This is a genomic window from uncultured Kluyvera sp., assembly GCF_902485085.1.
GTDB lineage: Bacteria > Pseudomonadota > Gammaproteobacteria > Enterobacterales > Enterobacteriaceae > Kluyvera > Kluyvera ascorbata.
Genome location: NZ_CABTJS010000069.1, coordinates 1 through 20,701, shown reverse-complemented (window position 1 = coordinate 20,701; position 20,701 = coordinate 1). Strand labels below are relative to the sequence as shown.

Below are 20,701 nucleotides of genomic sequence, written 5' to 3'. Positions count from 1 at the left end.
ATATAAGGAAAAGAGAGAATGGCTAAGGGGCAATCTTTACAAGATCCGTTCCTGAACGCACTGCGTCGGGAACGTGTTCCAGTTTCTATTTATTTGGTGAATGGTATTAAGCTGCAAGGGCAAATTGAGTCTTTTGATCAGTTCGTGATCCTGTTGAAAAACACGGTCAGCCAGATGGTCTATAAGCACGCAATTTCTACCGTAGTTCCGTCTCGTCCAGTTTCCCATCACAGCAATAACGCTGGCGGCGGCACTGGCAGCAACTACCACCACGGTAGCAACGCGCAGGGTTCTGCGCCGCAAGACAGCGAAGAAACCGAATAAGGTTGATGGCTGTTTATCCATGTCGGGGAGCCGGATTATCCAGGTTCCCCGCTGGTATTTCAGGAGATATAACGCTTGTTTGACCGTTATGACGCCGGTGAGCAGGCGGTGCTGGTACACATCTATTTTACGCAAGACAAAGATATGGAAGACCTCCAGGAGTTTGAATCTCTGGTCTCTTCCGCCGGTGTCGAAGCAATGCAGGTGATTACCGGTAGCCGTAAAGCGCCGCACCCAAAATATTTTGTTGGTGAAGGTAAGGCTGTCGAGATTGCGGAGGCCGTCAAAGCGACAGGTGCTTCCGTTGTGCTGTTCGATCATGCACTTAGCCCAGCACAGGAGCGAAACCTTGAAGCCCTGTGTCAATGCCGGGTTATCGACCGTACCGGTCTGATCTTAGATATTTTCGCCCAACGTGCGCGTACCCATGAAGGTAAGCTGCAGGTTGAGCTGGCGCAGCTGCGCCATCTGGCCACGCGACTGGTGCGCGGCTGGACGCACCTTGAAAGACAAAAAGGCGGTATTGGTTTACGCGGCCCGGGTGAAACCCAGCTCGAAACCGACCGTCGTTTACTGCGTAACCGTATTATGCAGATCCTCTCGCGCATTGAGCGCGTGGAGAAACAGCGTGAGCAGGGGCGTCGCGCCCGCGTGAAGGCCGATGTGCCAACGGTTTCGCTGGTGGGTTACACCAACGCCGGCAAATCGACGCTGTTTAACCATATTACGCAGGCGGAGGTTTACGCCGCCGACCAGCTGTTTGCGACCCTTGACCCGACGCTGCGCCGTATTGACGTGGCTGACGTGGGCGAAACGGTGCTGGCGGATACCGTAGGCTTTATTCGTCACCTGCCGCACGATCTGGTGGCGGCCTTTAAAGCCACCTTGCAGGAAACCCGCGAAGCGACGCTGTTGCTTCACGTGATTGATGCAGCGGACGTTCGGGTACAGGAAAACATCGACGCGGTGAACACGGTTCTCGAAGAGATCGACGCGCACGAGATCCCAACCCTGCTGGTGATGAACAAAATCGATATGCTGGATGATTTCGAACCGCGTATCGACCGTGATGAAGAGAACAAACCTATCCGGGTGTGGCTGTCTGCACAAACCGGGGTAGGCATACCACTCCTTTTTCAGGCGTTAACCGAACGCTTAGCCGGCGAAGTCGCGCAGCACACGCTGCGTTTACCTCCGCAGGCAGGGCGTTTGCGTAGCCGCTTTTATCAGCTTCAGGCAATTGAAAAAGAGTGGATGGAGGAGGACGGCTGCGTCAATTTGCAGGTTCGTATGCCGATTGTCGACTGGCGTCGCCTCTGTAAACAAGAACCGACACTGGCAGACTACGTCGTCTGACCGTGCAGCTTGCCTGAACATTAGCCCTTTGGGCACCCAGCGGTTCAGATTGCCTCAACGCGACCGTCGCCACCAGGAAGGGTAGGACGGTTAACCGCGAAAAAATCTGGACTGGGAAAAGGTATATCACCGCATAACAAATATGGAGCATAAACATGGCGTGGAATCAGCCCGGTAATAACGGACAAGACCGCGACCCGTGGGGAAGCAGCAATAATCAAGGCGGCAACTCCGGGGGGAATGGAAATAAAGGCGGTCGCGATCAGGGGCCGCCGGATTTGGATGATATCTTCCGTAAGCTGAGCAAAAAGCTCGGTGGATTTGGGGGCGGTAAAGGGGGCTCCGGCAACGGTAGTTCAACCCAAGGGCCGCGTAGCCCTATGGGCGGACGCATTGTCGGTATCGCTGCCGCAGCCGTTGTGGTTATCTGGGCGGCTAGCGGGTTCTATACCATTAAAGAAGCCGAGCGCGGCGTAGTCACGCGCTTTGGTAAGTTCAGCCACCTGGTTGAGCCGGGTCTGAACTGGAAGCCGACCTTCGTTGACGAAGTCACTCCGGTGAACGTTGAAGCCGTGCGCGAACTGGCCGCGTCTGGCGTGATGCTGACCTCCGACGAGAACGTGGTGCGCGTAGAAATGAACGTGCAGTACCGCGTGACTGACCCGCAGAAATACCTGTTCAGTGTCACCAGCGCTGACGACAGCCTGCGTCAGGCCACCGACAGCGCCCTGCGTGGGGTTATCGGTAAATACACCATGGACCGTATTCTGACCGAAGGTCGTACCGTTATTCGTAGCGATACCCAGCGCGAGCTGGAAGAGACCATTCGTCCATACAACATGGGTATCACCCTGCTGGACGTCAACTTCCAGGCCGCTCGTCCGCCGGAAGAGGTAAAAGCCGCGTTCGATGATGCGATTGCCGCACGTGAGAACGAGCAGCAGTACATCCGTGAAGCGGAAGCGTACACCAACGAAGTGCAGCCACGTGCGAACGGTCAGGCGCAGCGTATTCTGGAAGAAGCGCGTGCGTATAAGACTCAGACCGTCCTGGAAGCTCAGGGTGAAGTGGCTCGCTTTGCGAAAATCCTGCCGGAATATAAAGCCGCACCGCAGATTACCCGCGAGCGTCTCTATATCGAGACCATGGAAAAAGTACTGAGCCATACCCGCAAAGTGCTGGTTAGCGACAACAAGAATGGCAACCTGATGGTACTGCCGCTGGATCAAATGCTGAAAGGCGGTAACGCCCCGGCAGCAAAGAGCGATAGCAGTGGTGCGAACAACCTGTTGCGCCTGCCGCCTGCGTCCTCTTCCAGCAGCAGCGCAAGCAACACGTCGTCTGCCAGTCAGGGCAATATCATGGACCAACGCCGCGCTAACGCGCAGCGTAACGACTACCAGCGTCAGGGGGAATAACGATGCGTAAGTCAGTTATTGCGATTATCATCATCGTGCTGGTAGTGCTTTACACCTCTATCTTCGTGGTTAAAGAAGGCGAGCGTGGGATCAAGTTCCAGTTCAGCAGCGTCGTGCGTGACGGTGACAAGAAGCCGCTGATTTATGAGCCGGGCCTGCACTTCAAGGTGCCGTTCATTCAGTCGGTGAAAATGCTCGATGCCCGTATCCAGACCATGGATAACCAGGCCGACCGTTTCGTGACCAAAGAGAAAAAAGACCTGATCGTCGACTCTTACATCAAGTGGCGCATCAGCGACTTTAGCCGTTACTTCCTGGCGACCGGCGGCGGTGACGTCTCTCAGGCCGAAGTACTGCTGAAACGTAAGTTCTCTGACCGTCTGCGTTCTGAGATTGGTCGTCTGGACGTGAAAGACATCGTTACCGACTCCCGTGGTCGTCTGACGCTGGAAGTTCGCGACGCCCTGAACTCCGGTTCTTCCGGTGCTGAAGACGAAGTCGCTACGCCAGCCGCGGATAACGCGATTGCCGAAGCCGCAGAGCGCGTAGAGCAGCAGGCAAACATCAAAGGGCCAACCATTAACCCGAACAGTATGGCGGCGTTAGGGATTGAAGTGGTCGATGTGCGCATTAAGCAGATCAACCTGCCTGCTGAGGTTTCCGAAGCTATCTACAACCGTATGCGTGCCGAGCGTGAAGCCGTTGCTCGTCGCCACCGTTCACAGGGTCAGGAAGAGGCAGAAAAACTGCGCGCTACCGCTGACTATGAAGTGACGAAGACACTGGCAGAAGCTGAACGTCAGGGCCGTATCATGCGCGGTGAAGGTGATGCTGAAGCCGCTAAGCTGTTTGCCGATGCCTTCAGCCAGGATCCAGACTTCTATGCCTTCATCCGTAGCCTGCGTGCGTACGAAGCGAGCTTCGATAGTAACCAGGACGTGATGGTGCTGAGCCCGGATAGCGACTTCTTCCGCTACATGAAAAACCCGGGTACCACGACACGTTAATCGCGTGAAAGCCTGAATAAAACCACCGCCTCTTCAGGGAGCCGGTGGTTTTCTTTTTATAAGGACGATGAATGAATTCCACCATCTGGCTGGCGCTTGCGCTGGTTTTAGTGTTTGAAGGCCTGGGGCCGATGCTTTATCCGAAAGCCTGGCGCAAGATGATTGCTACGATGACTCAATTACCCGATACGATGTTACGTCGATTTGGTGGCGGTCTTGTGGTCGCAGGAGTCGTAATCTACTACATGTTGACGAAAACGATTGGCTGATTAAAAAACAGACTCAGAAGCACGATTTTGTGGGTAAAAAGTGCTGTATATCTGAAAAAGCGATGGTAGAATCCATTTTTAAGCAATCGGTGATTTTGAAAAATGGGTAACAACGTCGTCGTACTGGGCACCCAATGGGGTGACGAAGGTAAAGGGAAGATCGTCGATCTTCTTACTGAGCGTGCAAAATATGTTGTTCGCTATCAGGGTGGTCACAACGCAGGCCATACTCTCGTAATCAACGGTGAAAAAACCGTCCTCCATCTTATTCCATCAGGTATTCTCCGCGAGAATGTAACCAGCATCATCGGTAACGGTGTTGTGCTGTCTCCGGCTGCGCTGATGAAAGAGATGAAAGGCCTGGAAGACCGTGGTATCCCGGTTCGCGAACGTCTGCTGCTTTCCGAAGCATGCCCGTTAATCCTCGACTATCACGTCGCGCTGGATAACGCTCGCGAGAAAGCGCGCGGTGCGAAAGCTATCGGTACTACCGGTCGTGGTATCGGTCCTGCTTACGAAGATAAAGTTGCTCGTCGCGGCCTGCGCGTTGGTGACCTCTTCGATAAAGCGACCTTCGCCGACAAACTGAAAGAAGTGATGGAATATCACAACTTCCAGCTGGTGAACTTCTACAAAGTTGACGCGGTTGACTACCAGAAAGTGCTGGACGATGTGATGGCGGTTGCCGACATTCTGACCAGCATGGTTGTTGACGTTTCTGACCTGCTGGATCAAGCTCGTCAGCGCGGTGACTTCGTGATGTTCGAAGGCGCGCAGGGTACACTGCTGGATATCGACCACGGTACCTATCCGTACGTGACCTCTTCCAACACCACCGCAGGTGGCGTAGCAACCGGTTCTGGCCTTGGCCCGCGCTATGTTGACTACGTACTGGGCATCATCAAAGCGTACTCCACTCGCGTGGGTGCCGGTCCATTCCCGACCGAACTGTTTGATGAAACCGGTGAGTTCCTGTGCAAACAGGGTAACGAATACGGCGCCACTACCGGCCGTCGTCGTCGTACCGGCTGGCTGGACTCCGTTGCCGTGCGTCGTGCTGTACAGATCAACTCCCTGTCTGGCTTCTGCCTGACCAAGCTGGACGTTCTGGACGGCTTGAAAGAAGTGAAAATCTGCGTGGGCTACCGCATGCCGGATGGCCGCGAAGTGACGACCACTCCGCTGGCAGCTGATGATTGGGAAGGTATCGAGCCAATCTATGAAACCATGCCGGGCTGGTCTGAAACCACCTTTGGCGTGAAGGAACGTAGCGGCCTGCCACAGGCAGCGCTGGACTACATCAAGCGTATTGAAGAACTGACCGGCGTGCCGATCGATATTATCTCGACTGGCCCAGACCGTACCGAAACCATGATCCTGCGCGACCCGTTCGACGCATAATTCTGGTTCGTCGTGCAGCGCCATCAGGCGCTGCGCTTATCAGGCCTACTCACTCTGTAGGCCGGATAAGACGCAAAGCGTCACCATCCGGCTTAATCGTGCGTTAAATCCTCGCTTTTTCCTTCCCGAACTGAAATAAATTAGCGGCGCAGTCGCTGGCTGGTTTATCATCAATATAATTAATATCAACAGGCTCACCCTGTTTTTCCCCTTTTTCCTGAGGTTGATGTGCAGTTAACAAGTTTTACCGATTATGGACTACGTGCGCTGATCTATATGGCGTCGCTGCCGGAAGGCAACATGACCAGTATCTCGGAGGTAACCGAGGTCTACGGCGTGTCGCGTAACCATATGGTTAAAATTATCAACCAGCTCAGCCGCGCCGGATACGTGATGGCCGTGCGGGGAAAAAACGGCGGGATCCGTCTGGGTAAACCAGCTAAGGATATCCGCGTCGGAGACGTGGTGCGTGAACTCGAACCGTTATCGCTGGTGAACTGCAGCAGCGAATTTTGCCATATTACGCCTGCCTGTCGTTTGAAACAGGCGCTTGCTCAAGCCGTGCAATGTTTTCTCAAGGAGTTGGATAACTACACACTGGCTGATTTGGTTGAAAAGAATCAACCGCTATATAAATTATTGCTGGTGGAGTAACGACTCCCGCCAGCAGCGATGATGACGGAGGAACCGACATGTCAAAAGATCCTTTCCAGGAACGCGAAGCAGAGAAATATTCGAATCCTATCCCAAGCCGGGAATTTATCCTCGAACACTTAACAAAACGCGAAAAACCGGCTAACCGTGAAGAACTGGCCGTTGAACTCAATATTGAAGGCGAAGAGCAGATTGAAGCGCTGCGCCGTCGCCTGCGCGCTATGGAGCGCGATGGGCAATTAGTCTTTACCCGCCGCCAGTGCTATGCGCTGCCGGAACGTCTCGACCTGCTGAAAGGCATGGTTATCGGTCACCGCGATGGCTTCGGCTTCCTGCGCGTTGAAGGCCGTAAAGACGACCTGTATCTGTCGAGCGAACAGATGAAAATGTGCATGCACGGCGATGAAGTGCTGGCACAGCCGCTGGGCGCGGACCGTAAAGGCCGCCGCGAAGCGCGTATCGTCCGCGTACTGGTGCCGCGCAATGCGCAGATCGTTGGTCGCTACTTTACCGATGCTGGCGTGGGCTTTGTGGTTCCGGACGACAGCCGCCTGAGCTTTGATATCCTCATCCCGCCTGAGTCGGTGATGGGCGCGCGCATGGGCTTTGTGGTGGTGGTCGAACTGACCCAGCGCCCAACCCGCCGCACCAAAGCGATTGGTAAAATCGTTGAAGTGCTGGGCGACAACATGGGTACCGGCATGGCCGTTGAGATGGCGCTGCGTACCCATGAAATTCCATACGTCTGGCCGCCAGCGGTTGAAGCGCAGGTTGCCGGGCTGAAAGAGCAGGTGCCTGAAGAGGCGAAAGTGGGTCGCGTCGACCTGCGCGATCTGCCGCTCGTCACCATTGATGGCGAAGACGCCCGTGACTTCGATGATGCGGTCTACTGCGAGAAAAAACGCGGCGGCGGCTGGCGCCTGTGGGTTGCCATTGCCGACGTGAGCTACTACGTGCGTCCGCCAACTCCGCTGGACGGCGAAGCGCGCAACCGCGGCACCTCGGTCTACTTCCCAACGCAGGTTGTTCCGATGCTGCCGGAAGTGCTCTCCAATGGCCTGTGCTCGTTGAACCCGCAGGTTGACCGCCTGTGTATGGTCTGCGAAATGACCATTTCGTCGAAGGGCCGCTTAACCGGCTTCAAATTCTACGAAGCGGTGATGAGCTCCCACGCGCGTCTGACCTACACTAAGGTCTGGCATATGCTGCAGGGCGATCAGGAGCTGCGCGAGCAGTACGCGCCGCTGGTTAAACACATTGAAGAGCTGCATAACCTCTACAAAGTGCTGGATCAGGCTCGCGCTGAGCGCGGCGGGATCTCGTTTGAGAGCGAAGAAGCGAAGTTCATCTTCAACGCCGAACGCCGCATTGAGCGTATCGAACAGACCCAGCGTAACGACGCGCACAAACTGATCGAAGAGTGCATGATCATGGCGAACATTTCGGCGGCGCGTTTCGTCGAGAAAGCTCAGGAGCCTGCGCTGTTCCGTATTCACGACAAGCCAACGACCGAAGCGATTACCGCATTCCGTTCGGTGCTGTCTGAACTCGGTCTTGAACTGCCAGGCGGCAACAAACCGGAGCCGCGCGACTACGCTGAGCTTCTGGAATCCGTGGCTGACCGTCCTGACGCCGAAATGTTGCAAACCATGCTGCTGCGTTCAATGAAGCAGGCTATCTATGATCCGGAAAACCGCGGCCACTTTGGCCTGGCGCTGCAGTCCTATGCGCACTTCACCTCGCCGATTCGTCGTTATCCTGACCTGTCGCTGCACCGCGCCATTAAGTATCTGTTGGCGAAAGAGCAGGGCCATAAAGGTAACAGCACCGACACCGGCGGCTACCATTATTCGATGGAAGAGATGCTGCAGCTGGGCCAGCACTGTTCGATGACCGAACGCCGCGCTGATGAAGCGACTCGCGATGTTGCTGACTGGCTGAAGTGCGACTTCATGCAGGATCAGGTGGGTAACGTCTTTAAAGGCGTGATTGCGAGCGTGACCGGCTTTGGCTTCTTCGTACGTCTGGACGAGCTGTTCATCGATGGCCTGGTCCACGTCTCCTCGCTGGATAACGACTACTATCGCTTTGACCAGGTCGGTCAGCGTCTGATTGGTGAATCCGGCGGCCAGACCTACCGTCTTGGCGACCGCGTGGAAGTTCGCGTGGAAGCGGTCAACATGGACGAGCGTAAAATCGACTTCTCCCTGATTTCCAGCGAACGTGCCCCGCGCAACGTCGGTAAAACCGAGCGCGAAAGAACGAAAAAAGAAGCGGGCGCTAAACCGGGTGGTAAACGCCGCCAGGTTGGCAAGCGCGTGAACTTCGAACCGGACAGCGCCTTCCGCGGCGAGAAGAAAGGTAAGGCGAAAGCTAAACCGGCTTCTGCCGAGAAAGGGGCGGCGAAGAAAGCCAAAAAGCCTTCAACCAAAACGCAGAAAATCGCCGCAGCGACCAAAGCTAAGCGCGCCGCGAAGAAGAAAGCGGCGGAATAACCTCATTCCCTTCACTCCGACCCTCTCCGCTTAGGGGCGAGGGAGGACGGTTCCCTCTCCCTTCCAGGGAGAGGGCTAGGGTGAGGGTAATCACAACGTAGAATTAACAACGAGTATATTCATGAGTGAAATGATTTACGGCATCCACGCAGTGCAGGCACTGCTGGAGCGCGCGCCTGAACGTTTTCAGGAAGTTTTTATTCTGAAAGGTCGCGACGATAAGCGCCTGATGCCGCTGATCCATGCGCTTGAAGCGCAGGGCGTGGTGATTCAGTTAGCGAACCGTCAGTTCCTGGATGAGAAAAGCGAAGGTGCCGTGCACCAGGGCATTATTGCGCGCGTGAAGCCGGGCCGTCAGTATCAGGAAAACGATCTGCCGGATCTGATCGCTTCACTCGACAGCCCGTTCTTGCTGATCCTCGACGGCGTGACCGACCCGCACAACCTCGGTGCCTGCCTGCGTAGCGCCGATGCTGCTGGCGTGCACGCGGTTATCGTTCCGAAAGACCGCTCGGCGCAGCTGAATGCGACGGCGAAAAAAGTGGCCTGTGGCGCTGCCGAGAGCGTACCGCTGATCCGCGTGACCAACCTGGCGCGCACCATGCGTATGCTGCAGGAAGAGAGCGTATGGATTGTGGGTACCGCTGGTGAAGCGACCCACACGCTGTATCAGAGCAAAATGACCGGTGCGATGGCGCTGGTAATGGGCGCGGAAGGTGAAGGTATGCGCCGTCTGACCCGTGAACACTGCGATGAACTGATCAGCATTCCGATGGCGGGCACCGTGTCGTCGCTGAACGTCTCCGTAGCAACCGGCATCTGCCTGTTTGAAGCGGTACGTCAGCGCAGCTAACCGCCGCCGGGTTTTGCACCTAAGCCACCCTTTCGGGTGGCTTTTTTATTGTGCATCTCCCCCGACCGTCCATACTTAAAAGGTTGCTCATTGACGGAGGGAGACACAATGAACTGGCAAACACACACCGTTTTTAATCAACCTATTCCCTTAAATAACAGTAACCTGTTTTTATCTGACGTTGCGCTGCGTGATGCGGTGACCCGCTATGACGCCGGTTGGGACAGCGAACTGCTGGCGAGCATCGGCCAACAGCTCGGCACCGCCGAATCGCTGGAGCTCGGCAGGCTCGCCAACGCTCATCCCCCTGAACTATTACGCTACGACCCGCAGGGGCAGCGGCTCGACGACGTTCGCTTTCACCCCGCATGGCATCTGCTGATGCAGGGGCTTTGCGCCAACCGGGTGCATAACCTTCCCTGGGAGGAAGAGGCGCGTAGCGGCGCATTCGTTGCCCGTGCCGCACGCTTCATGCTGCATGCGCAGGTAGAAGCCGGCACGCTGTGCCCCATCACCATGACTTTTGCCGCCACGCCGCTGCTGCTGAAAACGCTGCCGCCGCTTTTTACCGACTGGCGCTCGGCGTTGCTTAGCGATCGTTATGACCCGCACCAGCTACCCGGCGCGCAGAAGCGCGGACTGCTGATTGGCATGGGGATGACCGAAAAACAGGGCGGCTCCGACGTGCTGAGCAACAGCACACGGGCGGAACGGCTGGAAGACGGTAGCTATCAGCTTACCGGGCATAAATGGTTCTATTCGGTGCCACAGAGCGACGCGCATCTGGTGCTGGCGCAGGCCAGCGGCGGGTTAACCTGCTTCTTCGTACCGCGTCTGCTGCCCGACGGCACCCGTAATGCCATTCGCCTTGAGCGGTTGAAAGACAAACTCGGCAACCGCGCCAACGCCAGCGGCGAAGTGGAGTTCCAGCAGGCGCTCGGCTGGCCGCTGGGTGAGGAGGGAGACGGTATCCGACAAATCCTCAAAATGGGCGGACTGACGCGCTTTGATTGTGCGCTGGGCAGCCACAGCCTGATGCGTCGTGCGCTGTCGGTGGCGCTGTACCACGCTTTCCAGCGCCAGGCCTTCGGCCATAACCTGGTCGACCTGCCGCTGATGCGTCAAGTGCTGGGGAAAATGGCGCTGCAACTGGAGGGGCAGACCGCATTTATGTTTCGTCTTGCCAGAGCGTGGGGGCAGAATCATCAGCCGCAGGAAGCGCTGTGGGCGCGTCTGTTCACCCCTGCGGCCAAGTTTGCCATCTGCAGGGCGGGCATTCCGTTCGTGGCGGAGGCAATGGAAGTGCTGGGCGGGATTGGCTACTGTGAAGAGAGCGAGCTACCGCGCCTGTACCGGGAGATGCCGGTGAACAGTATCTGGGAGGGCTCAGGCAATATCATGTGCCTCGACGTGCTGCGCGTGCTGGTGAAGCAACCGGACGCCGTGGCGCTACTGCTGGCGGAATGTAACGAGGTTAAGGGACAGGATCGTCACTTTGATCGGCATTGGCGGCAGTTACAGCAGCTGCTGCGCAAGCCTTCTGAATCACAGGGACGCGAGATAACGCATCAGCTTTACCTGCTGGGCGTCGGTGCGCAGATGCTGCGTCATGCGTCGCCGCCGATGGCTCAGGCCTGGTGTCGAATGATGCTGGACTCGCGAGGCGGTGCGTTGCTGAGTGAACCGGTGATTAATGACCTGCTATGTCGAGCGACGGGCGGGGGAAGATAGGCAATAGAAACGGGTGGAAGAGGCGTGACAAGCGTAACGCTTCTTCCACTAGAGGTGAGTATCAAGCATAGAGAATCGCCTGTGCTCGCCAGTTGTCCTGCTGAGGTTCTTCATACATCTGAACGATGCGATACCAGGATGCGCCCTGTTCATCCGCTTTGCGTGCGATGACCTGTTCGACATCTTCCAGGCTTCCGGTGATGTTATTCACCGAAATCAGCCCGATCTCATTCAGCCCGGTTACGCAGTCTGCGCTGGCGAACTCTGCAGATTGTGCCGCCGCCGTATGGCCACCGCCTGACAAAAGCAGGGTAGATAAGGTAAGTGTTTGTTTCATCGTCAGCTCCATTTCACATAACCCAGTGGGGGCAATCCATAGCAGACGCATATCCTGTATCCAGACAGAGGCGCCATTGTGCATCAGGGAAACGTGAAACGGTGCAAAGCTGCGTAAAGCTAGTAAAACTACTTACGGTAGAGAATCGCCTGCGAGTACCACTGGCCCGGCACGACGGTGTCATCAATCATGACTATCACGTAGTAATCCGCTTTCCGCGCGGTAACTTTCTCTTTGATAGATGCTTCAACATCCATCGGCGAACCGTACACCAGCGAGCTAACCGTGCCTATGCGCTGCAAGCCTGCCGTCTGGTTGCGGCGTATTTCCTGTGGATGGTCGGTGACCGGTGGAGGCGCTTCAGGAGTGCCTTCCAGAATGGTACAACCGCTCAACAAGAGCGCCAGCAACAGTGGGATAAACCGTCGTTTAGCCATTTCCCGTTTCCTGATAGTCATAGTGTAGTGGGGAAAGCATTTCGCTTTAGGCGAATGTTCCTGATTTGTTAACCATAGCGCTATTTTCGAATGAAAATATCACGATTTCGTAACGAGGTTCTCAATGTTATAAATCAGGGGTATTGTCGTCATCATACTGCATCAATTTTCGTATGCCATCTCAGCATAGCTAAAGGAGATAACTCATGATTGAACTGGAAATGCGCACCCTGGCAGGACAGCAAGTTTTGCACGCTTACCCAAGGGGATGTAGTGAAAAGGCGCTTCCCAGCATAGTGTTTTATCACGGTTTTACCTCGTCGAACGTTGTTTATAGCTATTTTGCCGTGGCGCTGGCGCAGGCAGGTTTTCGGGTGGTGATGCCTAACGCCGCCGAGCACGGGGAACGCTTCAACGGCGATGGGGCCGAACGTCTTCAGCACTTCTGGCAGATTCTGGTGCAGAACTTTACCGAATTCCCGGCGCTGCGCGATGCGCTGCTGGCAAGTGGGCTGGTGAGCGAAGGGCGCTTAGCGGTGGCCGGTGCCTCAATGGGCGGCATGACCGCGCTGGGGCTGATGGCGCAGCATCCGGAGCTGAAATGTGTGGCGAGCCTGATGGGGTCGGGCTATTTCACTTCACTTTCTGAGACACTCTTCCCACCGTCTGCAGCAAACGGCATCGAGAAGGCGCGCTTGCTGGCACCGCTAGCGAAGTGGGATGTTGGACATCAACTGGTGCGTCTGGCGGACAGGCCGCTGCTGCTATGGCATGGGGAAGAGGACGACGTGGTACCGGCGGGTGAGACGTTCCGGCTTCAGCAAGCGTTGCGGGAGGCTGAACTGGATGAGCATCTCACCTGCGTCTGGCAGGCGGGCGTCCGCCACCGTATTACGCCTGAAGCGTTGGACAGCACGGTGGCCTTTTTCCGCCAGCATCTTTAAACGCGGATAACCTTCACGCCCTGATCCTCAAGCTTCTTGAGGATCTCCGGGTCAGCCTGTTTGCCGGTAATCAGCAGATCGATCTCATCGGCGCGGCTAAACAGCATTCCTGCCCGTTCGCCAACCTTGCTGCTATCGACCAGTACGACAAGTTTACCCACCACGTTCAGCATTTTCTGTTCTGCCATCGCGGTGAGCATGTCGGTTTTATATAACCCTTCCGCCGTCAGCCCTTTGCCGCTGGTAAACATCCAGTGCCCGGCGTACAGGCTGTTTTCGCTGCCCTGTGGGCTGAGCGTGATGGCGTGGCTGCGGTTGTACTGCCCGCCCATAATGATCACGCTGTCGTGCTCTTGATCGATAAGGTAGTTAGCCAGCGGTAGGTAGTTGGTGATTATCTGCACCGGTTTGCCGCAGATCTCCTGGCCGACCAGAAAAGCCGTCGAACCACAGTTGATCACCACGCTTTCACCGGGCATCACCAGCTGCGACGCTGCCTTCGCGATACGTACTTTCTCGTCGTGATTTTGTGCCTGATGAATGTTCATCGGGGACCAGCGCGGGCGCTGCTGGTTAACGGCCTCGGCGCCGTTGCGCACTTTTTTCAGCTTGCCGCTTTCATCAAGCTTGTTGATATCCCTGCGGGCCGTGGCGGGTGAGATCCCCAGACGGGAAATCACCTGCTCTACTGTTATAAAACCCGCTTGCGCCAGCAGGTCCAGTAGAATCTGATGTCTTTGCGCTTCCGTCATGAGCTAATCCGAAAAAAAATGATGATTAAAGATGATATTTGAAAAATAGCCAAAATACTAAAACTATATAGGGGTCAAGGTGGGTTTCCCGGCGTCGCTGCGCTCGGCCGGGAATACTCAATTACAAGAACGATTTAAACGGCAGATCCGGCTCAATGGTAAAGCAATCGTCGAAACCACGCGGATAGTGATACTCGAAGTTATCTTTATCCAGCGGCCAGGTAAACTTGCCGCCGACCTGCCAGATAAACGGCTTAAATCCGTATTTCAGGCGGTCTTTTTTCATTTCCCACAGAACGCGAATCTCTTGCGGATCGGCCTGGAAGTTTGACCAGATATCGTGATGGAAAGGGATCACCACTTTGGTGTTCAGCGCCTCGGCCATACGCAGCATATCGGCGCTGGTCATTTTGTCGGTGATCCCGCGCGGGTTCTCGCCGTAGGAGCCCAGCGCCACGTCAATGTGATGCTCGTTGCCGTGTTTGGCGTAGTAGTTAGAGTAGTGGGAGTCACCGCTGTGATACAGGGTGCCGCCCGGCGTTTTGAACAGGTAGTTTACCGCGCGCGCGTCCATACCGTCCGGCAGTACGCCAGCGGCTTTTTGATCGGCTGGCAGCGTAATTAACGCGGTGCGGTCAAAGGCATCAAGCGCATGAATTTCAATATCTTTTACCTTAACCACGTCGCCAGGTTTTACCACGATGCAGCGTTCTTTCGGCACGCCCCAGCCTACCCACAGGTCGACGCAGGTTTGTGGCCCGATAAACGGCACATCGTCCGCGCAGTTCTGCATGACGGCCGCCGCGACGTTTACGTCGATATGATCGTTATGATCGTGAGTGGCCAGCACGGCATCGATCTGACGGATGGCGAACGGATCCAGCACAAACGGCGTGGTGCGCAGGTTTGGCTGTAATTTTTTCACCCCAGCCATACGCTGCATCTGATGGCCTTGTTTCATCAGCGGATTACCGTGGCTTTGTTTGCCGGTGCCGCACCAGAAATCGACACAGACGTTAGTGCCGCCTTGTGATTTCAGCCAGATACCGGTGCAGCCCAGCCACCACATCGCAAAAGTACCCGGTGCGACCTGCTCCTGCTCGATCTCTTCATTCAGCCAGCTGCCCCACTCTGGAAAGGTGCTCAGGATCCAGGATTCTCGCGAAATGGTTTCAACTTTACTCATCGTGTTTCCCTCTTAAGTCGTCATAAGTAATCATATTGTGATTTGTTGTGATTGATATTGTCACCGTTTTTTCATTATTGCAATGATATATTTTGGCGTATGAGAGGACGATCTCAATGCAAGGTAACGATGAATTAATAATTGTGAATCTATGTTTTCAATTCAATTAATTGATTTTATTGGATTATTTAAGTGCAGTTTAAATGGTTATTTATCCCATTCTTAAAATGGGCTTATTATTGCGGTGTGCGTCACATTTAATCAAATTGAATCTTGTTGTGATTACTTTTGATTATTAGAGTGTGTCACACCACCGCTGAGCAGGGTTGCTGGTTCAGCTACTTCATTTATCGGAGAGCGTTATGGAGATCCTCTACAACATCTTTACCGTCTTTTTTAATCAGGTGATGACCAACGCCCCGCTGCTGCTGGGTATCGTGACCTGTCTCGGTTATATCCTGCTGCGCAAAAGCGTTAGCGTGATTATCAAAGGCACCATCAAGACGATTATCGGCTTTATGCTTTTGCAGGCGGGGTCGGGCATCCTGACCAGCACCTTTAAACCGGTAGTGGCGAAGATGTCTGAGGTTTACGGCATCAATGGCGCTATCTCCGACACCTACGCCTCAATGATGGCGACCATCGAACGTATGGGCGATGCCTATAGCTGGGTGGGATATGCGGTGCTGCTCGCGCTGGCATTGAACATTTGCTACGTGGTGCTACGACGCATTACGGGGATCCGCACCATCATGCTCACCGGGCACATCATGTTCCAGCAGGCCGGGCTGATTGCGGTGTTCTTCTATATCTGCGGCTACTCCATGTGGACCACCATTATCTGCACCGCGGTGCTGGTGTCGCTCTACTGGGGCATAACCTCCAACATGATGTACAAACCGACGCAGGAAGTGACGGACAACTGCGGTTTCTCCATCGGTCACCAGCAGCAGTTTGCTTCGTGGATTGCCTACAAGGTTGCGCCGTTCCTCGGTAAGAAAGAGGAGAGCGTAGAGGACCTGAAGCTGCCGGGCTGGCTCAACATTTTCCATGACAACATCGTCTCTACCGCTATCGTCATGACGGTCTTCTTCGGTGCGATTCTGCTGTCGTTCGGTCTGGACGTGGTACAGGCGATGGCTGGTAAGACGCACTGGACTATCTACATCCTGCAAACCGGCTTCTCGTTTGCGGTGGCGATTTTCATCATCACTCAGGGCGTACGTATGTTCGTCGCCGAGCTGTCAGAAGCTTTTAACGGTATCTCTCAGCGCCTGATTCCCGGTGCCGTGCTGGCGATTGACTGCGCCGCGATTTATAGCTTCGCGCCAAACGCCGTGGTATGGGGCTTTATGTGGGGCACCATCGGCCAGCTCATTGCCGTGGGCATTCTGGTCGGCTGCGGCTCTTCCATCCTGATTATCCCGGGCTTTATCCCGATGTTCTTCTCTAACGCCACCATCGGCGTCTTTGCTAACCACTTCGGCGGCTGGCGTGCGGCGCTCAAGATTTGTCTGGTGATGGGGATGATCGAAATCTTCGGCTGCGTATGGGCGGTGAAACTGACCGGCATGAGCGCCTGGATGGGGATGGCCGACTGGTCAATTCTGGCACCACCGATGATGCAGGGCTTTGCCTCCATCGGGCTGATTTTCATGGCCGTCATCATCGTGATTGCCCTGGCTTATATGTTCTTCGCTGGCCGCACCCTGCGCGCTGAAGAAGACGCGGAAAAACAAATGGCAGAAGTATCTGCTCATTAAGGAGAGTTTGATTATGACCGTACGTATTCTGGCTGTATGTGGTTGTGGGCAAGGCAGCTCCATGATTATGAAGATGAAAGTCGACCAGTTCTTCAAAGAGCAGGGCGTTGATCACACGGTGAATAGCTGCGCGGTGGGTGAATACAAAAGCGAGCTGAGCGGGGCCGACATCATTATCGCCTCTACCCATGTGGCAAGCGAAATCACCGTCTCCGGCAACAAATATGTGGTGGGCGTACGCAATATGCTCTCGGCGGCCGACTTCGGTCCGAAGCTGATGGAAGTCATCAGCGCACATTTCCCGAAAGACATGAAGTAAGGACAACCCATGAAGCTACGTGATTCATTGGCGGAAAATAAATCCATCCGCCTGCAGGCGGAAGCCAATACCTGGCAGGAAGCGGTCAAGCTTGGCGTTGACCTGCTGGTGGAGGCAGAGGTTGTCGAGCCGCGCTACTTCCAGGCAATTCTGGATGGCGTTGAACGTTTCGGCCCTTACTTCGTCATTGCCCCTGGCTTGGCGATGCCGCACGGACGCCCTGAAGAAGGGGTGAAGAAAAACGGCTTTGCGTTAGTCACCCTGAAAACGCCGATGGTGTTTAACCACGAAGACAACGACCCGGTCGATATCCTCATCACCCTGGCGGCGGTGGATGCACGCACTCATCAGGAAGACGGCATCATGCAGATCGTCAACCTGTTTGAAGATGAAGCCAATTTCGACCGTTTACGCGCCTGCCGTACCGAGCAGGAAGTGCTGGATTTAATCGATAGCGCCACTCAGGCGGCGACAGCTTAAGAAGGAATTGAACATGTCATTACCAATGTTACAGGTTGCGCTGGATAACCAGACCATGGACAGCGCCTATGAAACCACCCGCCTGATTGCGGAAGAGGTTGATATCATTGAAGTCGGCACCATCCTTTGCGTCGGTGAAGGCGTGCGCGCGGTACGCGACCTCAAGGCGCTGTATCCGCATAAAATCGTGCTGGCAGATGCCAAGATTGCCGACGCGGGTAAAATCCTTTCCCGCATGTGCTTTGAAGCCAACGCTGACTGGGTCACCGTTATCTGCTGTGCGGATATCAACACCGCCAAAGGCGCGCTGGACGTGGCAAAAGAGTTTAACGGCGACGTGCAGATTGAGCTGACCGGCTACTGGACCTGGGAGCAAGCTAAAGAATGGCGCGATGCAGGCATTGGGCAGGTGGTCTATCACCGTAGCCGTGATGCGCAGGCCGCGGGTGTGGCGTGGGGGGAAGCGGATATTACCGCGATCAAGCGCTTGTCTGATATGGGCTTCAAAGTCACCGTTACCGGTGGGCTGGCGCTGGAAGACCTGCCGCTGTTCGCGGGCATCCCAATCCATGTCTTTATCGCGGGTCGTAGCATTCGTGATGCGGCATCTCCGGTGGAAGCCGCGCGTCAGTTCAAGCGCTCTATTGCTCAGCTTTGGGGCTAAGGAGCGGTTATGTTGTCGAAACAGACACCGCTTGGCATCTATGAAAAAGCGCTCCCCGCAGGGGAGTGCTGGCTGGAACGCCTGCGTCTGGCAAAAGAGCTGGGTTTTGATTTCGTTGAGATGTCGGTGGATGAGACCGACGAGCGGCTGTCGCGCCTCGACTGGAGTCGCGAGCAGCGTTTAGCGCTGGTGAGCGCCATTGCGGAGACCGGCGTACGCGTACTGTCGATGTGTCTTAGCGCGCATCGCCGCTTTCCTTTAGGCTGCGAAGATGACGACGTCCGCAACCAGGGGCTGGAAATCATGCGTAAAGCTATCCGCTTCGCGCAGGATATCGGCATCCGGGTGATTCAACTGGCGGGATACGACGTTTATTACCAGCAGGCAAATGACGAAACGCGTCGGCGCTTTCGCGACGGCCTGAAGGAGAGCGTTGAAATGGCCAGCCGCGCTCAGGTTACGCTGGCGATGGAGATAATGGATTACCCGCTGATGAACTCCATCAGCAAGGCGCTCGGCTACGCACACTACCTGAATAACCCGTGGTTCCAGCTTTATCCGGATATCGGCAACCTGTCGGCGTGGGATAACGACGTACAGATGGAATTGCAGGCCGGGATAGGGCATATCGTCGCCGTGCACGTGAAAGATACTAAACCTGGCGTCTTTAAAAACGTCCCATTTGGTGAAGGCGTTGTCGATTTCGAACGCTGCTTTGAAACGCTGCGCGAGAGCGGCTACTGCGGACCATATCTGATTGAGATGTGGAGTGAAACTTCGGACGACCCGGCTCGGGAAGTGGCAAAAGCACGCGACTGGGTGAAGGCCAGAATGGCCCGCGCTGGACTGGTGGAGGCGGCATAATGCAACAGCTAAAACAGCAGGTGTTTGACGCCAATATGGATTTACCGCGCTACGGTCTGGTGACTTTTACCTGGGGCAACGTCAGCGCTATCGACCGTGAACGGGGTCGGGTGGTGATTAAGCCGAGCGGCGTAGCCTATGAGACCATGACCGTGGATGACATGGTCGTCGTGGATATGGACGGCAACGTGGTGGAAGGGCGCTATCGTCCTTCTTCCGACACGGCGACACACCTGGCGATGTACCGCCGTTACCCGTCTCTCGGCGGCGTGGTTCATACCCACTCGACCCATGCCACATCGTGGGCGCAGGCAGGTCTGGCGATTCCCGCGCTCGGCACCACGCACGCGGACTACTTCTTTGGCGATATTCCCTGTACCCGTGCGTTAACGGAAGCTGAAGTGCAGGGCGAATATGAGCTGAACACCGGTAAGGTAATCATCGAGACGCTCGGTGACGTCGAGCCGCTGCATACGCCGGGAATTGTGGTGTACCAGCATGGCCCGTTCGCCTGGGGGAAAGATGCGCACGATGCGGTGCATAACGCGGTGGTGATGGAAGAAGTGGCGAAAATGGCGTGGATTGCGCGTGGCATCAACCCGGCGCTAAGCCCGATCGACAGCTACCTGATGAACAAACACTTTATGCGTAAGCACGGGCCGAACGCCTATTACGGTCAGTGATCGTTTTATCCAAAAAATATGCTCCGGGATTTGTACGCCTTCGGGATGTTACTGGTCTGATTCCGGAGCCTTTTTATGGCAGGCGTTCTTCGCCCTCGTGGAGGGGGCGAAGAACGAAGCACGGGGTTAGCGATACAGCGCAGCGCTCGCGTGGATCAAACCGTTGCTTCCGGGTTCATGTATCAGGATAGGCTGGAAGTATTTAGCCCCCTGAGCATCGCTCTCCTGACTGAGCGCCTTATCGGCCTCTTGCTCAGTGGCGATATTATGGTTGATATAGATAACCCCCAGGCTCTGTACATCGTCCATGTTACGTGCCTGATGGCCATCGATCTTAATGGCGGCCTGTGCGCTGACGCTAACCAGTAGCGCAGCCATTGCGGCAATGACGATAGTTTTCATACTCGACTCCTTACTGACAGTCCTGACGCTAACGCGGGGGCTCTCCTCTTGTTGTGGTTGACTACTGATGCAATTGTAATCGGTTTTTGGCTGCGGTATGGCGACCTTTTCTGATGCTGTTGTTCAAAAAATTGCCGCATTCGTGGCTGTTTAATTTTAAATCACTGACTTAGACCGACTTTGCCTTTTGTGTGAATTTTTTGTGCAATTCACTTGAGTTTCCAGGGGGCGGCAAGTATTATTACGCGTCATTTTTCAGCCGACCTTTAACACGTTCCTTGCCTCCATGGGCCTCGGCTGACCCAGACAGGAGGCTGAATAATCCGTAAGGAGCAATTCGATGCGTCATTACGAAATCGTTT

22 protein-coding genes are annotated in these 20,701 nt (G+C 55.3%); 17 read left to right on the top strand and 5 right to left on the bottom strand.

Going from position 1 to position 20,701, the window contains the following annotated elements; all coding sequences use genetic code 11:
* Positions 1–18: 18 nt before the first annotated feature.
* The 10 genes from hfq (at position 19) to RDN66_RS07690 (ending at position 11,508) form a co-directional block, all read left to right on the top strand.
* Positions 19–324 (top strand): RNA chaperone Hfq, encoded by a 306-nt coding sequence (hfq, locus tag RDN66_RS07735; protein WP_035893326.1) that lies wholly within the window; start codon positions 19–21, stop codon positions 322–324.
* A gap of 75 nt (positions 325–399) precedes the next feature.
* Positions 400–1,680, top strand: coding sequence for a ribosome rescue GTPase HflX (gene hflX / locus RDN66_RS07730; protein ID WP_035893324.1), 1,281 nt, complete (start codon positions 400–402; stop codon positions 1,678–1,680).
* 155 nt (positions 1,681–1,835) lie between these two features.
* Positions 1,836–3,098: an FtsH protease activity modulator HflK gene (hflK, locus tag RDN66_RS07725; RefSeq protein WP_035893322.1), complete on the top strand. Its 1,263-nt coding sequence runs from the start codon at positions 1,836–1,838 to the stop codon at positions 3,096–3,098.
* Between the two features lie 2 nt (positions 3,099–3,100).
* Positions 3,101–4,105, top strand: a complete 1,005-nt coding sequence (hflC, locus tag RDN66_RS07720; RefSeq protein ID WP_123651143.1) for a protease modulator HflC — start codon at positions 3,101–3,103, stop codon at positions 4,103–4,105.
* Positions 4,106–4,176: 71 nt separating this feature from the next.
* Entirely contained in the window at positions 4,177–4,374 is a 198-nt protein-coding gene (locus RDN66_RS07715; RefSeq protein ID WP_035893317.1) for a DUF2065 domain-containing protein, read from the top strand.
* A 102-nt stretch (positions 4,375–4,476) separates the two neighbouring features.
* Positions 4,477–5,775 (top strand): adenylosuccinate synthase, encoded by a 1,299-nt coding sequence (gene purA / locus RDN66_RS07710; protein WP_035893315.1) that lies wholly within the window; start codon positions 4,477–4,479, stop codon positions 5,773–5,775.
* A gap of 228 nt (positions 5,776–6,003) precedes the next feature.
* Positions 6,004–6,429: a nitric oxide-sensing transcriptional repressor NsrR gene (gene nsrR, locus RDN66_RS07705; RefSeq protein ID WP_035893314.1), complete on the top strand. Its 426-nt coding sequence runs from the start codon at positions 6,004–6,006 to the stop codon at positions 6,427–6,429.
* Positions 6,430–6,467: 38 nt separating this feature from the next.
* Positions 6,468–8,924 carry a ribonuclease R gene (rnr, locus tag RDN66_RS07700; protein WP_202216700.1) on the top strand — a complete coding sequence of 819 codons (2,457 nt, stop codon included), beginning with the start codon at positions 6,468–6,470 and terminating at the stop codon, positions 8,922–8,924.
* Between the two features lie 121 nt (positions 8,925–9,045).
* Positions 9,046–9,777, top strand: a complete 732-nt coding sequence (rlmB, locus tag RDN66_RS07695; RefSeq protein ID WP_035893302.1) for a 23S rRNA (guanosine(2251)-2'-O)-methyltransferase RlmB — start codon at positions 9,046–9,048, stop codon at positions 9,775–9,777.
* Between the two features lie 108 nt (positions 9,778–9,885).
* Complete coding sequence (locus RDN66_RS07690; protein ID WP_202216699.1) at positions 9,886–11,508, top strand: isovaleryl-CoA dehydrogenase; 1,623 nt, start codon at positions 9,886–9,888, stop codon at positions 11,506–11,508.
* A gap of 61 nt (positions 11,509–11,569) precedes the next feature.
* Here the strand turns inward: RDN66_RS07690 and yjfN are convergent, their stop codons facing one another.
* Positions 11,570–11,857, bottom strand: coding sequence for a DUF1471 family protease activator YjfN (gene yjfN / locus RDN66_RS07685; protein WP_072011369.1), 288 nt, complete (start codon positions 11,855–11,857; stop codon positions 11,570–11,572).
* A gap of 116 nt (positions 11,858–11,973) precedes the next feature.
* A complete protein-coding gene (gene bsmA, locus RDN66_RS07680) occupies positions 11,974–12,282 on the bottom strand; it encodes a biofilm peroxide resistance protein BsmA (protein WP_035893297.1) in 309 nt (102 codons plus the stop codon).
* Positions 12,283–12,488: 206 nt separating this feature from the next.
* Here bsmA and yjfP point away from each other — a divergent pair, with 206 nt between their 5' ends.
* Positions 12,489–13,226, top strand: coding sequence for an esterase (yjfP, locus tag RDN66_RS07675; RefSeq protein WP_035893295.1), 738 nt, complete (start codon positions 12,489–12,491; stop codon positions 13,224–13,226).
* Here the strand turns inward: yjfP and ulaR are convergent.
* Positions 13,223–13,978, bottom strand: a complete 756-nt coding sequence (ulaR, locus tag RDN66_RS07670) for an HTH-type transcriptional regulator UlaR (protein ID WP_123651140.1) — start codon at positions 13,976–13,978, stop codon at positions 13,223–13,225. The genes yjfP and ulaR overlap by 4 nt on opposite strands.
* Before the next feature lie 121 nt (positions 13,979–14,099).
* Entirely contained in the window at positions 14,100–15,164 is a 1,065-nt protein-coding gene (ulaG, locus tag RDN66_RS07665; RefSeq protein WP_035893292.1) for an L-ascorbate 6-phosphate lactonase, read from the bottom strand.
* A 362-nt stretch (positions 15,165–15,526) separates the two neighbouring features.
* Here ulaG and ulaA point away from each other — a divergent pair, with 362 nt between their 5' ends.
* From ulaA to RDN66_RS07635, 6 genes are read left to right on the top strand one after another with little or no spacing between them, the layout of a single operon-like run.
* Complete coding sequence (ulaA, locus tag RDN66_RS07660; RefSeq protein ID WP_123651139.1) at positions 15,527–16,927, top strand: PTS ascorbate transporter subunit IIC; 1,401 nt, start codon at positions 15,527–15,529, stop codon at positions 16,925–16,927.
* Positions 16,928–16,940: 13 nt separating this feature from the next.
* Complete coding sequence (gene ulaB, locus RDN66_RS07655) at positions 16,941–17,246, top strand: PTS ascorbate transporter subunit IIB (RefSeq protein ID WP_308537754.1); 306 nt, start codon at positions 16,941–16,943, stop codon at positions 17,244–17,246.
* 9 nt (positions 17,247–17,255) lie between these two features.
* A complete protein-coding gene (gene ulaC / locus RDN66_RS07650) occupies positions 17,256–17,726 on the top strand; it encodes a PTS ascorbate transporter subunit IIA (RefSeq protein WP_035893289.1) in 471 nt (156 codons plus the stop codon).
* 13 nt (positions 17,727–17,739) lie between these two features.
* Positions 17,740–18,390, top strand: coding sequence for a 3-keto-L-gulonate-6-phosphate decarboxylase UlaD (ulaD, locus tag RDN66_RS07645; RefSeq protein ID WP_035893286.1), 651 nt, complete (start codon positions 17,740–17,742; stop codon positions 18,388–18,390).
* A 9-nt stretch (positions 18,391–18,399) separates the two neighbouring features.
* A complete protein-coding gene (locus RDN66_RS07640; protein WP_308537753.1) occupies positions 18,400–19,254 on the top strand; it encodes an L-ribulose-5-phosphate 3-epimerase in 855 nt (284 codons plus the stop codon).
* Positions 19,254–19,937 carry an L-ribulose-5-phosphate 4-epimerase gene (locus RDN66_RS07635; protein ID WP_035893282.1) on the top strand — a complete coding sequence of 228 codons (684 nt, stop codon included), beginning with the start codon at positions 19,254–19,256 and terminating at the stop codon, positions 19,935–19,937. Before RDN66_RS07640 ends, RDN66_RS07635 begins: the two co-directional genes overlap by 1 nt.
* A gap of 126 nt (positions 19,938–20,063) precedes the next feature.
* On the opposite strand, the gene RDN66_RS07630 is transcribed toward RDN66_RS07635, so the two are convergent.
* Complete coding sequence (locus RDN66_RS07630; RefSeq protein ID WP_035893281.1) at positions 20,064–20,339, bottom strand: DUF1471 domain-containing protein; 276 nt, start codon at positions 20,337–20,339, stop codon at positions 20,064–20,066.
* Between the last annotated feature and the right edge of the window lie 362 nt (positions 20,340–20,701).